Here is a 13,514-nt window from a genome sequence, read left to right as displayed (position 1 = left end):
GAGAATGTTTGTCGGATATTTGAATCATCAATCAAAAAACAAATAACCATTAAACACAATTATTATGAAGAATTTTATTTTATCAATCGCACTAGTATTAGCCACAGCTATTGGATTTTCACAGGAAGAAGACAATGGTATTACAGTCACAGTTACAATAGACAATGTAACTAATGACAACGGAAAAGTATTAATGTCTCTACACACATCTGAAACCTTTATGAAAGGGAAAGGAATCCAAGATGCAGAATCTGCAATTAAGGATGGGAAAATTACAATTACATTTGAGAATGTTCTACCAGGTGATTATGCCATCTTAGCTTTGCACGATGAAAATAGCAATGGAAGAATGGATTTTCAAGACAATGGTATGCCAAAAGAATCCTTCGGTATGTCTAACAACGTTATGCTAATGGGACCGCCACAATATGATGATGCTAAATTTAAAGTTGAAGACAAAGATTTAGAGTTAAATATTAGATTTTAATATGACATATTCCAAGTAAAAAATTAAGGTCGTTAGCAATGTTGCTAACGACCTTTTTTATGATCTGCGATTAATCATTTTTAACAGTACTTTATGATATATTTAATATCTGAAAAATGAGATTTTTCGCACCTTTGAACTTTCGCTAAAATTAAAATTCTTGTGTCAGGATTAGTGAGATAAGCCCTGAATTTTTTTAAGAAAAAGTTCTTGGACACAAGATAATAAAATTGAGGAAAAATCGTAAAAACCTTTGGATTAATTTCTAAGGGTTTTTCTCTTTTAATTAAACAGTTTCACCCAACCAAGCCTTCATCATCCATACTGTTTTTTCTTGCTCGGTGATAAAATCACTCATCATGGCGTTAGTACCTTCGTCATTGGCCTCATCAGAAGATTCTAAAATAGAGCGTTCAATTTTAAGTAGTTCAGTGAGAGAATCCACAATAAGCTCAACTGCCTTATTATCTTGAGAAATGTTTTTCCCTACCGGAACTTTTGCTGCTTTGGTGTAATCATCAAACGTATGCAACGGTGTTGCTCCTAAAGTTAAAATACGTTCTGCAATTTCATCTACCTTTAGATTTGCATCTGTATACAACTCTTCAAACTTTACATGAAGATCGAAGAAAGCTCTTCCTTTAATATTCCAATGTATGCCTCTTAAGTTTTGGTAATACAACTGAAAATTTGCCAACAATTGATTTAACTCATCTGCTAATTCTTTTGTTTTTTCGGTATCTAAACCTATACTATTTAATGTCATAATCTTTTCTATTTTTTGGTAAAACAAATTTAGTTCACAACTAAAGCTTTTAAACTATAGTTTTTATAAATAGTTTTTATATTTTTATAGCCTAAATGAATACTTATGACAATCACACAACTTAAATATGCATTAGCCATAGCAGAACATAAAAATTTTACAAAAGCAGCAGAAAAATGTTTTGTTACTCAACCCACATTAAGCACACAGATCCAAAAACTTGAAGATGAATTAGATGTAACCATTTTTGACAGAGGTAAAAAACCCATTGAGCTCACAGATGTTGGTAGGAAAATTGTATTTCAGGCTCGGAACATTGTTAATGAAGCGGAACGTATTCAAGATATTGTAGATCAACAAAAAGGGTTTATTGGTGGTGAGTTTAGATTGGGTATTATCCCAACTGTAATGCCAACCCTTTTACCAATGTTCTTAAATAATTTCATTAAAAAATACCCGAAAGTAAAATTAAAAATAGAAGAGCTTACCACTGAAGAAATCATAACTCGTATCAGCGATGGTCACTTAGACGCTGCTATTGCCGCGACACCTTTAGAGAGCGACAATATAAAAGAGCGTCCTTTGTATTACGAGCCCTTTGTTGCTTATGTACCTACCAACCATAGACTACGTGACAAGAAAACCCTCGAAGTTTCTGATCTTGAAATTGACGATATGTTGCTATTAGAGGATGGACACTGTTTTAGAGATGGTGTCATTAACTTATGTAAAGCCTTTAAAAATCAGATAGATGATCATTTTCAGTTAGAAAGCGGCAGTATTGAAACACTTATAAAACTTTCTAACGAAGGCATGGGCATGACGCTCCTTCCCTACTTACACACTTTAGATATTAAAGAAAAATTGAATCCAAACCTTAGACACTTTGCCGAGCCTTCTCCAGCAAGAGAAGTAAGTTTAATATATCATAAAAGTGAACTTAAGATGCAAATTATTGATGCATTACACAGTTCAATTTCTGGTATTATTCGTGGAGCTATAGCTTTTAGTAATGTTGAGATTGTTAGTCCTTTGGCTAAATCAAACTAAAAATCAAAAAGCCTAAAAACAAAGTTTTTAGGCTTTAATTAAGGATTGAATAAGTGCTATTAATCTACCTTATTTTAAAATAACTTTTTGGGTAGACACGTGTTTACCGTTGGTCATTCTTACTACATAAACTCCTGATGACACATTGGTAACGTCTAACTTATTATCACCAGATACAAGTGTTCCTTGTTTAACAATGCCTCCAACTACGTTGTACATTACATAGTCTAGTTCTGGTGTTGCCGAGTTTAATTTAATATGAAGTTCTCCGCTAGAAACAGGGTTAGGGTAAATAGAAGGTGCAGTACTATCATCCAACTCAACCTCATCTACACCCAAAGTACTATTGTTAATACTTACTTCCCACAGTCCTCTTCCATAAGTACCAGCAATCAATTTATCAACCGTATAATTAATTTCCAAGTCATTGATAATAACATTAGGCAAATCTTGTCCCAATGGTAACCAATTATCCGTACTAACTTTGTAATACACACCCAACTCTGTACCTAAGAACAAAATTTCTTCACTTTGGTTTTGTTTTAGCACAACTTGTTTGGCTAAGATATTTGGTAAACCTGCCGAAATATTAGTCCAAGTTAAACCACCATCCGTTGACTTAAAAACTTTTGAACCATCTACATAACCTCTTACAGTAGTATATACCGTGTTAGGATTTGTTTGATTGAAACTTACAGAATTCATTCTTGCTAAAGCTTCAGGCTCCGTAAGTGCTGACCATGAAGTCCCATCATTAGTTGATTTTCTACCTCCATTAGCACCTATAACAAACAAATTGTTACCAAAGGTCTCAATATACTCTATTTGTCCTGCACCAGAATTAAGGTTGGACCACGTGTCTCCTTTATTTGTGGTTTTATAAACTTCCGCAAAACCACCATACAATGTAGTTGGTGTGGTTGAATTCATCTTTAAAGTCCAAACAAAAGGCGCTCCGGTTGAAGGTGTGTTAACATCTACATCTCCATCGTAATTATTTGCAAACCCCGAATCTGTTCTTATAAGCGCCCCATTTTGAGCACCTAGATACCTAATGCTAGGATTAGTGTAATCGATTGCTGTACTGGTTCCATCACCAGCTAAAGCAGCTACCCATTTAAGTGTACCATCCTTCATCTCCAAACTATAACCATCATTATCTTGGTTACCCATAATTTTGTGGTCTTCGCTCTGTGGCGAAATAGCTACTGAATACAATTGTGTTATCAATACGCTATTAGAAATATAATCTACCTGAGGTTTTTCCTCTGATTTGGTTGGGTAAGTAACATATATTAAACCTCCATCATTTACAGCCCAAAACGAGTAACCCGAATCTAGATAACCCATCTCGTGTATATCAGCATGGCCATAAGAGCCTGCTGAGCTATTATCTACCCATGCATTATTTAATGTAGTGTACCATACCGATCCATTGTCTTCTGAGTTTATAGCATCAACGCCTCCGCTAATTATTAATCCATCTTTAACAACTAAGGCCATATTATACGCACCTTGTGGGTTATAATTAGTAGTTGGGTCACCTAAAGTGGTCAATGATGGTGACATAGCACCAGGATTATAAGTAGAGATTTGCCCAGACTTTGCTTGTACATAAAAAATACCAGTGGCAGCATCAGCAGTAACTGAATGACGTTCAAAACTATTACCTTCAGGTTTTATAACTGACCAAGTGGTACCATTATCTGAAGAAAACATTAATCCTCCCCAACTATCGGCACACATAATATTAGTGCCGTGACTATGGAATTTCCCTATCTGCGCATCATTGTAAGGATGCGTATAAACATTGGTCCAGGTAGCACCTCCATCTGTTGTTTTTTTAATATGTTGGTTAGTACCTACTACAACGGTATTGTCGTTAATTACGATTAAATTGGAAGTAGATTCCCTATCTGCAAGGCTAAAGGTTAATCCTGTTGACTGATAAGTTTCACCAAAGTCCGTTGACTTTAAAACACCAATGGATTTAATATGGTCTGCATCGTAATCTCCAGTTGAGACGTATATTGTACCAGGATTGTTTGCATCACTAGAAGCACTTCGCATATCCGTTACTCCAATACCAGCAATAAAGTCTAGTTTTGGCGCCCAAGTATCACCATTGTCTGTTGATTTCCATATACCACCATTAGGTGCACTAACAAAAAGAACATTGTCAGAAGCAGGTACTTTTGTAAACCTCATAAAGTTAGTCAAACGTCCCATTTGCGGAAAGTTAGGGTAACCATTGGCATCTGGTACGGTTTGTGGCCCAACATTCATCCATTGTTGTTGACTCTGACTCGATCTCGCCTCCATGTTTTGAAGGTTTAAAGAGCCATCAGCATTTATTAGACCTGCATTATAATAACCTAATAGCTCATTAGGAAAATTACCATCAGCGTCAACTCTATCTTTCCAATAATATGCCCAGCGCTCAAATTGCTTTTCTGCCTTAATATCGGCTTTTGTAAAGTCAGTAGTGCTTTTCTTTAATGTAATCTCGTTTCTTACTTCATTGACTATATCGAAGTAATTGCTCCCTTCTTTAGTGGAAGCTTTTTTGTAGTCCAAAGTTTGTGCAAAAACTACTGAACTGCATAGACATAAAATTAAAATGTAAAATTTTTTCATAGTGAAATTGGTTTAAGTTATAAATAGCTATTACAAATATCTTTAACCAACTGAGAAAAAGGCATATAAACTATTACGCAATAACTACGCAGTCTATAAAACAATAGGTGATTTTAACATTTTGAACCTGTAGAAAAGAAATATGACAAAAAAACTAAGAAAAGTGTTTAAATGTATCTAACAAATACTCAACAAGGCTAAGTCCTTTATCTTTAATTTTAAGTTTTTTACCGATACGGTATCGCTTGCTTTCTATTGATCTTAGGGAAGTATTTAAAAATGCTGCGATCTCCTTGTTCTTGAAACCAGTAAACAAATAATAACAAATGATTATCTCTGATTCATTTAATTGAGGATGCCTTTTAGATAGCTCATTGAAAAAATCTACATTGAGTTCATTTATAAGATTGAGGTGATCCGTACCATTACCGACAAGCGTAGAAGAATGCAAATGTATATTTCTGTATAAAGTCTTAATTTGTTCTTTTTGTTCTTTGGCATCGTTGATGTTAGAAATTCTTTTTATTTCCTTTTTAGATTCCTCAATAAACTTTTCAAACCCTTGTACCTTAACTTTTAACTTCTCATGGTTCTTCTTCAAATAACTATATTCATTGAGTTTATCCATAAAATCATTGATAGCACTTTTTAGCTTTTTGTGCCTTATAGCAAAAAAAGTTACCGCTGATAAAAGCAACAACAGCAATAATATCCACAAGGTTTTATTTATCTGCTTCTTTTTTGACTCGGTTTCTAATTTTTCCTCAGTATTTACCAATACCTTATTAGAGTTATAATTTGCAACAATCGTCTCTTTCAACAACCCTTTTTGAAACCTATTTAATGAATCGATATAAGCATTTGCTTTCTCTGTGTCTCCTATACTTGTATAAGCCTCTATGTATGTTTTAAAATATGTTTCCACATCAGAATTGTCCATTATATTACGTGCTGCAGCGGCACGCTGCAAATAATAAAATGTTGAATCCTGTGCATTGTTCTTTAAATGAATCTCGGCCAGATTACAATTGAGCGTAACAGTATGGATGTTATATAACCAATCTGTTAACGTGGTATCATTTTTTAAGGTCTTTATTTCGTTAAAGTATTTATGCGCGTTACCCAAATCATCTAAATACATGTAATTTGATGATAATAGAAACAGTGCATATAATTGATAAAATGCATCATCGTCAATCGCCTTATAGTAATCTAAATCATTTATTATCAATTGATTACTTGCTTCATAATTTTTATTATAGAATTCAGCATAGGCGTACATCTGCTTTACATCGGCAAGCCCGTGTTTATCGTCAATTAATTCAAAATAATGGTTTGATTTTTTAAGATAATCAAATGCAGACGAATCTTTTTTAATGATGAATACATTGTAAAACAACTCTAAATTTGCTCTACCTGCGATTTCATATTTCTCTTCTAGTTCTGCATATTTTAAAGTGAGTAAAAGATTTTGGTAAATATCAGATTGATTATCTAATCTATTATCCAATGTGGCTTTGACATCGTAGTATTCGGCTAAATGACCTTCTACATAATCTTCAACTGGTTTAGGTATGGAGTCTAGATATCGCAGACTCGCTTTGGGATTGGTCTGAATATTGTATTCTGCAGAGTCAATATATCTTAAATACAGTTCACTAGAATCCTTTTGAGCAAAACACAAAAAAGAATGCGAAAGCGCAATCAGAAATAAAATAAAAGTTTTGGTTACCGTAATCCTGAAATTCATCATATAAAAATATGAACTACGAAACTAAACATTTTAAAGAAAAGTAAACGAATTCGTACATTAAAAAAGTTAAGTCTAATAAATGTTTAAAATAAAAAAGCGACTCGTAAGTCGCTTCTTTTTTATGCTTTTAAATATATTAGACATTGATTTAATTCTGGGTTTTGATTGATTAGGGACTGAATAAAAATTCTTAATTCCTCGAGTTCGTGAGGCAGTAAACGTTTTACTGCTTTTTGCACTTCCTTACAGAATAATGTCACATCAAAACTAACCTTGCTGAGTACGGTTTTAGTGTACTCGTACATTGCTCTCGCCATAGGTAATTTTAAGTTTTAGGTTCTACAAAAGTAATTTTTCTCTATAGGCTATTGTTTCAATTAACGACTTCAAGTTATAAAAAATTTGAAAGAATTTAATAAGTTTAACAGCTTATTATGTTAAAAGTATAATTACGACGTTGAGTACAAATAATTATAAAAGAGAATTCTTACATTTTAAGTCATTGATTTACAAAAGCTTAATGCTAAAACCTATTATCACCATCTAACAAATCGCCTAAACCGCCAAGAATACTACCTTCACCTTTAGACTTTCCTCCGCCTTTTGCTGCAGACGCTAAAACACGTCCTGCCAATCTACTAAATGGTAAGGATTGTATATAAACTTTTCCTGGTCCGCGTAGTCTAGCAAAAAATAAACCTTCACCTCCAAAGATGGAGTTTTTAATGCCTCCTACAAATTCAACATCGTAGTCCACACCTTGCGTGAAACCAACAAGACAACCAGTATCTACACGTAAGGTTTCACCTGCTTGCAAAGTCTTTTCTGCCATCGTACCGCCAGCATGTACAAACGCCATACCATCACCTTCTAACTTTTGCATAATAAAACCTTCACCTCCAAAAAGACCTCTTCCTAATTTTTTTGAAAACTCTATACCAACACTTACACCTTTGGCTGCACAAAGAAAGGCGTCTTTTTGGCAGATAAACTTTCCTCCAAATACATTTAAGTCTATCGGAATTATTTTTCCTGGATATGGAGAGGCAAACGATACATTTCGCTTTCCCGCAAGGTCATTATAAAACGCTGTCATAAACAAACTTTCGCCTGTAAGGATACGTTTACCTGCTCCTAGAATTTTACCTAAAAAGCCTTTATCTTTTTGTGAGCCATCGCCAAAGATGGTGTCCATTTTAATGCCATCGTCCATCATCATAAAACTTCCCGATTCTGCGATAACTGCTTCTTGTGGATCGAGTTCTATTTCTACATATTGCATTTCTTCACCATAAATTCGGTAATCTATTTCGTGGGCATTTCTGTCTGTAAAGTCTGGTAATTTTTCCATGATATTTTTTCGTTTTTAGTTGATTCAATTATATGTTGTGGAAAATTGGTTTTTGTTACATATAAAATTATTGCAAGAATTAATGAGATTGCCACGCTTTGCTCGCAATGACATTAACTTTTAACTTTTTACTTCTAACTTTTCACTTTCAAAGTCCATTCAAAATTAAAAGAAGACACCTCCACTCCATCATTATTAACACCATTTGAATTTAGCCAAACGGTTTGTCCTTCTCCAGTTTCAATCGCTTTTGCAATAGCCTCATCTATTTTATGGCCTTCTTCGCATTTAAAGGTGATTCTTCCTGTTGCTTTTTTGGTAAAAGAAGCATTATTATTGGCCACCAACATAGAAATCTTTTTACCGCTTTCCCTTATTTTTTTCATCACCAATGCACCAGTCGTTAACTCAGCCGCCATACCTTGCACAGCCCAAAACATAGAGTTGAATGGATTTTGATTAATCCAGCGATGTTTTACAAAAACCACGCAAGTTGTATCATCTATATGCTTAGTTCTTACTCCTGTAAAGTAGGCTGCTGGTAGTTTAAATAATAAGTATTTATTAAGTTTAGAAGGTGTTATATTCATGTTGAGGGTTTAAAATTTCCACTAAAATAATTGAAATATCCCAACACTACTAATGTTAAAAAAATGTTAATTTTTAGTACTATGTGTAACATAATACCTTTTTAAAGACATATATTTGTATAAGAAACTATTATATACTTTTAAAAAATGATAGACAACCACCATAAAAATTTAGCGACATTTATTCATTTGTCCACCTTTTCGAGATTTATTATTCCGTTTGGAAATTTTATAGGTCCAATAGTGTTATGGGCAGCGAATAAGGAAAAGTCAGAATTTATAGATCAACATGGTAAGCAGGCCATTAATTTTCAGATTAGTGTTTTGTTGTATGCCATTATTATAGGTACCATAAGTGTTCCGTTTTTCATCTTTAAACTTTTTAGAGGCTTAGATTTTATCGATTTTCATGGATTTCATGATTTTCATATCAACGTAGGTGAACCCTCTCCTCTATTATATATAGGAGGTGGATTAGGTGCCTTAGCTATAATAGCATTTATCATAGAATTAGCACTGATCGTAAGAGCAAGTTTAGCAGCAAGGGATGGAAATAACTATAAGTATCCGCTGACCATTAATTTTTTAAAATAATTTAAACTGATTTATCACGCTAAAATTAATCAAAGTGTTATTTCAGTATTTCATCAATAATCAATCAAAAAATGAACAGTTTAATTGAATTAAAGAACCATATCAAATGACACGAGCGCAATCCGCAATCAATAATTTTAAATGAAACAATATGCTGCGTGCGCGAACTGCATGTGACTTTAATAAAAAATAGAAAACACACATGAAAATAGAAAACACAAAAGCACAAATGCGTAAAGGTGTTCTGGAGTATTGCATCTTATCCATCTTAAAAGATGAAGATGCCTATGTTGCAGAGATTCTGGGCACATTAAAAGACGCAAAAATGCTTGTTGTAGAAGGAACTATTTATCCGCTATTAACAAGATTAAAGAATGCTGGACTGCTCAGTTACCGCTGGGAAGAATCCACATCTGGACCGCCTAGAAAATATTATGGTCTTACGGAAACAGGAAAACTGTTTCTAAACGAATTAAACTCCACTTGGAGCGATTTACAAAATGCAGTTAACCTAGTAACCAGTACAAAAACAACGAAAAAATGAATAAAACAGTCAATATAAATTTAGCAGGTATATTCTTCCATATAGACGAAGATGCATATCTTAAATTACAACGCTATCTTGAGGCTATAAAACGTTCATTTACAGACTCTCAAGGACGTTCGGAAATCATTTCGGACATTGAAGCACGCATCGCAGAACTGTTCTCGGAGCGTATAGAAAACGACAAGCAAGTTGTTGGTATTAAATTAGTAGATGAAGTCATTGCTATTATGGGACAACCAGAAGATTATTTGGTTGATGACGAAATCTTTGAAGACGAACCACGCGCAAAACAATCGTATGACCGAAGACCAACAAAAAAGCTTTTTAGAGACACGGACAACTCATATATAGGAGGTGTTGCCGCAGGTTTAGGTCATTATTTTGCAATCGATTCTATGTGGATGCGATTGATATGGTTATTATTAGCCATAGGATCTGGTGGTACGTTCATCTTTATCTATCTTATCTTCTGGGCCTTAGTGCCAGAAGCAAAGACCACAGCCGAAAAACTGACCATGACTGGTGATCCTGTGAACATCAGTAACATTGAAAAAAAAATTAAGGACGGCATTGATTCGGTTGCAGAAACTGTAAAGAATGCTAATTTAAAAGAGAAAGGGAATACGATATTAGAAGAACTCGACAATGTTACTGAAAGCATTTCGGATACAGTAAAAAATGTGGATTACAAAAAACAAGGTAATCGTATAAAGTCTAGTTCCCAAACGTTTTTTGACACTATAGGAAACATCTTAATGTTCTTCCTTAAAGTTATTGCAAAGTTTATAGGTGTCATCTTAATTATAGTTGGTATTAGCACCTTGATAGCTCTAATTGTTGCCCTATTTTCTATCGGAATTACGGATGCCGTTCACTTTCCAGGAATGGACTTTATAGATGTGGCCAATGCCGCTAATATTCCAATTTGGTTAGTCTCAATGCTTTTATTCTTTGCTATAGGTATACCATTCTTCTTTATATTCTATTTAGGATTAAAGATATTGGTCAACAACCTAAAATCTATTGGTAATGTGGCTAAATTCACCTTATTAGGATTGTGGTTAATGTCCATTATAGGTCTCGTGATAATTGGAATAAAGCAAGCTTCAGAACATGCGTTTGATGCTAAAGTAACGACTAAAACCGAGTTGAATATAAAAGCCGGAGACACTATAAATTTAAGTATGACTGGCTTGGATAATTACAACAGTTATTACTATGACCATAGCAGCGGATTTAAAATTATTGAAGATGATAATGGTCGAAACCTTGTCTCTTCCGATGTTCGGTTTATTGTAAGATCAACAGCAGATTCTGTAGCCTCAATAATCGTAGAAAAAGAAGCCACTGGAAGCAATTATAACACAGCAAAAAAACGCGCAGAAAATATTAATTACAATTATGCATTATCTGGTAATGAACTGAAACTTGATGCTTATTTAACTACAGATGTTAACAATAAGTTCAGTGAACAAGAAGTAAGGTTAATTCTTTATATACCAGAAGGAACCATACTTTATACCGATAAAAATGTAAGACGATATCAACGCTACTCTATTGGGTATAACAATAATATTCTTAGAGATGCTAAAAGTGGCAAATACTTTAAAGTTATAAAGGATGATGTAGAGTGTCTTAATTGTGAGGAGGACGACGTTATAGAAATAGAAGGTGATTCACCATTTTACGAAAACACTCCTGAACCATCTTCGTCCAACGAAGAAAGGTCTGAAGTTAACGTTCAAATCAATGAAGATGGTGTTGATATTATAGTTAATGACAATTGAGGATAAAGATTCAACAGTTCGTCAGTTTTAAATTGAAAACCATAATTAAATCATACAAATTTGTATCATCAATCAATCAAAAAATGAACCAATCAATCAAATCACTTTTGCTGTGCAGTATCGGATTCCTAATGGCTTCCGATATTGCAACAGTTTAGGTGAAACAATCATCATTATCAATCAGAAAAAAATAGAAATCATGAGTACATTAGTAAGAGTAGTAGTAACAAGTATTTTAAGCATATTGTTGCTGTCCTGTGACTTTTCCATGAATTTTGGAGAAGGAGTAGATGGCAATCGAAATGTTGTAACCCAAGAAAGAACCATTTCAAATGACTTCGAGTCCATAAAAGTGAGCCAAGGTTTAGATCTTTACATTACACAAAGTAATGATGTATCACTAAATGTAGAAGCAGATGAAAATCTTCACGATCTTATTATGACCGAGACAGAAAACGGTGTATTGAGAATCTACACTACAGAAAACATAAGAAGAGCGGCTTCTAGAAGAATTAATCTTAATATAGTTGACATTTCAGCCATAAAGGCAACTAGCGGAAGTGACGTCTATTCAACCAACACCATAGATGTTGATGAGTTAGAACTTAACTGTACAAGTGGTGCGGACATAAGGTTAGATGTTAATACAACAACCTTAAATTGCCATTCTACCAGTGGTAGTGATATAAAACTTACCGGAACAACAAAAACGTTAATTGCCGAAGCTACAAGTGGTAGCGATATTGAAGCTTCGGGCTTAAATGCTGAAACCTCAAAAGTAAAAGCCACCAGTGGTGCAGATATTTCAGTTAATACTTCAAAAGAGCTAACGGCAAGAGCAACAAGTGGTGCTGATATCAGATATTCTGGCAGCCCAGAAAAAGTAGATAAATCCGATAGTTCTTCTGGCAGTGTACGAGGAAACTAAACGCTAAAAAAAACACAAAAATAGAATTTTAATATTTTTGTAATTACTTAGCAATCAATCAATTAAAAACCGTTTTAAATTCTATATAGAGTTTGGGGCGGTTTTTGTATATATTTGTTTAATAGCTTTAAAAGTGACATTATCCTTGATTTGTGTCATATTTATAGTTTAATAAACATTATACATGAAAAAATTATTACTTATTCTGATTGCAACAATGGTGACAGCTCCAACCGTTTTTGCACAAGAAAAGATTAAAGGAGACAGAAATGTTACCATTAAACAAACGTACATAGATGATTTTCATACGATTGTAGTCAATGGTGATTTTTCTATTGAAATTGTATATAATAGTAAGCCTTCCGTAAATGTAGAAGCAGATGATAACCTACATGATGTCATACAATTTGATGTTGCAGATGGTGTACTCACTTTTGTAGAAACCATGCGAATTACATCAAAAAAGAAACTCCTTATAACCGTTAATTATGGTGATGCCCTACAGCATATTGAAACAAGAGGTGATGGCGAAATTAGATCATTAACATCTATGGAACTAGGTGATGCATCTTTAACTACATCAGATAATTCTAGAGCCTACTTAAACATTAGAGCCAAGAATTTTGTTTACAAAAGTACTGGTAAATCAAAAACACGATTAAATTTAACGGCAGATTCAACCAAAGTAGAACTTAGCGATAATAGCAAATTAGATGCACTTATTAATAGTAAAGTAGCTGATTTTGATTTATATCTGCGTTCTGATGCTGTTATTGAAGGCTCAGCAAACAGCTCTGTGATAAGACTGGATAACTCAACAAACTTCAATAGCCCAAAATTTGATGTTAAAACCGTAGATGCTACTTTAGAAGATAATAGTGACTTAACCATTTCAGCTTCGGATAGTATTACAATAGCATCTTCTGGTGATAGCGAAATTTATTTGTATGGTAGTCCAACCATTACAATCACCAAGTTTGAAGATACCTCTAAGCTTCAAAAGAAGAAATTATAGACCATAACT

Annotated in this window: 13 protein-coding genes; 7 read left to right on the top strand and 6 right to left on the bottom strand. The window is 33.8% G+C overall.

The annotated features are described in order from the left end of the window. The first annotated feature begins 64 nt into the window (after positions 1–64). A complete protein-coding gene (locus ACQ65V_RS10145; protein WP_430467803.1) occupies positions 65–487 on the top strand; it encodes a DUF2141 domain-containing protein in 423 nt (140 codons plus the stop codon). 286 nt (positions 488–773) lie between these two features. Here ACQ65V_RS10145 and ACQ65V_RS10140 read toward each other — a convergent pair whose 3' ends face one another. Next, entirely contained in the window at positions 774–1,253 is a 480-nt protein-coding gene (locus ACQ65V_RS10140) for a Dps family protein (protein WP_155089747.1), read from the bottom strand. Between the two features lie 105 nt (positions 1,254–1,358). Here ACQ65V_RS10140 and ACQ65V_RS10135 point away from each other — a divergent pair, with 105 nt between their 5' ends. Then, positions 1,359–2,303, top strand: coding sequence for a LysR substrate-binding domain-containing protein (locus ACQ65V_RS10135; protein ID WP_273290732.1), 945 nt, complete (start codon positions 1,359–1,361; stop codon positions 2,301–2,303). Between the two features lie 69 nt (positions 2,304–2,372). Here the strand turns inward: ACQ65V_RS10135 and ACQ65V_RS10130 are convergent, their stop codons facing one another. The 5 genes from ACQ65V_RS10130 to ACQ65V_RS10110 all read right to left on the bottom strand — a co-directional run bounded on the left by ACQ65V_RS10130 (position 2,373) and on the right by ACQ65V_RS10110 (position 8,634). Continuing rightward, positions 2,373–4,940: a T9SS type A sorting domain-containing protein gene (locus ACQ65V_RS10130; RefSeq protein ID WP_430467802.1), complete on the bottom strand. Its 2,568-nt coding sequence runs from the start codon at positions 4,938–4,940 to the stop codon at positions 2,373–2,375. A gap of 154 nt (positions 4,941–5,094) precedes the next feature. Beyond that, complete coding sequence (locus tag ACQ65V_RS10125) at positions 5,095–6,693, bottom strand: helix-turn-helix transcriptional regulator (RefSeq protein ID WP_430467801.1); 1,599 nt, start codon at positions 6,691–6,693, stop codon at positions 5,095–5,097. A 119-nt stretch (positions 6,694–6,812) separates the two neighbouring features. After that, positions 6,813–7,010: a hypothetical protein gene (locus tag ACQ65V_RS10120; protein WP_155089745.1), complete on the bottom strand. Its 198-nt coding sequence runs from the start codon at positions 7,008–7,010 to the stop codon at positions 6,813–6,815. Positions 7,011–7,216: 206 nt separating this feature from the next. After that, positions 7,217–8,044, bottom strand: a complete 828-nt coding sequence (locus tag ACQ65V_RS10115) for a TIGR00266 family protein (protein WP_430467800.1) — start codon at positions 8,042–8,044, stop codon at positions 7,217–7,219. 134 nt (positions 8,045–8,178) lie between these two features. Beyond that, entirely contained in the window at positions 8,179–8,634 is a 456-nt protein-coding gene (locus ACQ65V_RS10110; RefSeq protein WP_430467799.1) for a DUF4442 domain-containing protein, read from the bottom strand. A gap of 147 nt (positions 8,635–8,781) precedes the next feature. Between ACQ65V_RS10110 and ACQ65V_RS10105 the strand changes: the two genes are divergently transcribed. From ACQ65V_RS10105 to ACQ65V_RS10085, 5 genes are all read left to right on the top strand, one after another. After that, positions 8,782–9,228, top strand: a complete 447-nt coding sequence (locus ACQ65V_RS10105; protein WP_155089742.1) for a DUF4870 domain-containing protein — start codon at positions 8,782–8,784, stop codon at positions 9,226–9,228. Between the two features lie 202 nt (positions 9,229–9,430). Further along, positions 9,431–9,772: a PadR family transcriptional regulator gene (locus ACQ65V_RS10100; RefSeq protein WP_155089741.1), complete on the top strand. Its 342-nt coding sequence runs from the start codon at positions 9,431–9,433 to the stop codon at positions 9,770–9,772. Then, positions 9,769–11,562 (top strand): PspC domain-containing protein, encoded by a 1,794-nt coding sequence (locus ACQ65V_RS10095; protein WP_430467798.1) that lies wholly within the window; start codon positions 9,769–9,771, stop codon positions 11,560–11,562. The genes ACQ65V_RS10100 and ACQ65V_RS10095 overlap by 4 nt, the downstream gene beginning before the upstream one ends. A 199-nt stretch (positions 11,563–11,761) precedes the next feature. Then, the gene (locus ACQ65V_RS10090) at positions 11,762–12,490 is read left to right on the top strand and encodes a head GIN domain-containing protein (protein ID WP_430467797.1); all 729 of its coding nucleotides are present in this window, start codon (positions 11,762–11,764) and stop codon (positions 12,488–12,490) included. Between the two features lie 184 nt (positions 12,491–12,674). Beyond that, complete coding sequence (locus ACQ65V_RS10085; RefSeq protein ID WP_430467796.1) at positions 12,675–13,505, top strand: GIN domain-containing protein; 831 nt, start codon at positions 12,675–12,677, stop codon at positions 13,503–13,505. Positions 13,506–13,514: the final 9 nt, after the last annotated feature.

Source organism: Winogradskyella ouciana (assembly GCF_965284585.1).
GTDB lineage: Bacteria > Bacteroidota > Bacteroidia > Flavobacteriales > Flavobacteriaceae > Winogradskyella > Winogradskyella ouciana.
The sequence above is the reverse complement of the archived record's forward strand: the minus strand, read 5'-3'. Positions and strand labels throughout refer to the sequence as shown.

Coding starts and splice junctions, on each gene's coding strand:
- ACQ65V_RS10145 (WP_430467803.1), top strand. CDS start 65: ATGAAGAATTTTATTTTATCAATCGCACTAGTATTAGCCACAGCTATT.
- ACQ65V_RS10140 (WP_155089747.1), bottom strand. CDS start 1,253: ATGACATTAAATAGTATAGGTTTAGATACCGAAAAAACAAAAGAATTA.
- ACQ65V_RS10135 (WP_273290732.1), top strand. CDS start 1,359: ATGACAATCACACAACTTAAATATGCATTAGCCATAGCAGAACATAAA.
- ACQ65V_RS10130 (WP_430467802.1), bottom strand. CDS start 4,940: ATGAAAAAATTTTACATTTTAATTTTATGTCTATGCAGTTCAGTAGTT.
- ACQ65V_RS10125 (WP_430467801.1), bottom strand. CDS start 6,693: ATGATGAATTTCAGGATTACGGTAACCAAAACTTTTATTTTATTTCTG.
- ACQ65V_RS10120 (WP_155089745.1), bottom strand. CDS start 7,010: ATGGCGAGAGCAATGTACGAGTACACTAAAACCGTACTCAGCAAGGTT.
- ACQ65V_RS10115 (WP_430467800.1), bottom strand. CDS start 8,044: ATGGAAAAATTACCAGACTTTACAGACAGAAATGCCCACGAAATAGAT.
- ACQ65V_RS10110 (WP_430467799.1), bottom strand. CDS start 8,634: ATGAATATAACACCTTCTAAACTTAATAAATACTTATTATTTAAACTA.
- ACQ65V_RS10105 (WP_155089742.1), top strand. CDS start 8,782: ATGATAGACAACCACCATAAAAATTTAGCGACATTTATTCATTTGTCC.
- ACQ65V_RS10100 (WP_155089741.1), top strand. CDS start 9,431: ATGAAAATAGAAAACACAAAAGCACAAATGCGTAAAGGTGTTCTGGAG.
- ACQ65V_RS10095 (WP_430467798.1), top strand. CDS start 9,769: ATGAATAAAACAGTCAATATAAATTTAGCAGGTATATTCTTCCATATA.
- ACQ65V_RS10090 (WP_430467797.1), top strand. CDS start 11,762: ATGAGTACATTAGTAAGAGTAGTAGTAACAAGTATTTTAAGCATATTG.
- ACQ65V_RS10085 (WP_430467796.1), top strand. CDS start 12,675: ATGAAAAAATTATTACTTATTCTGATTGCAACAATGGTGACAGCTCCA.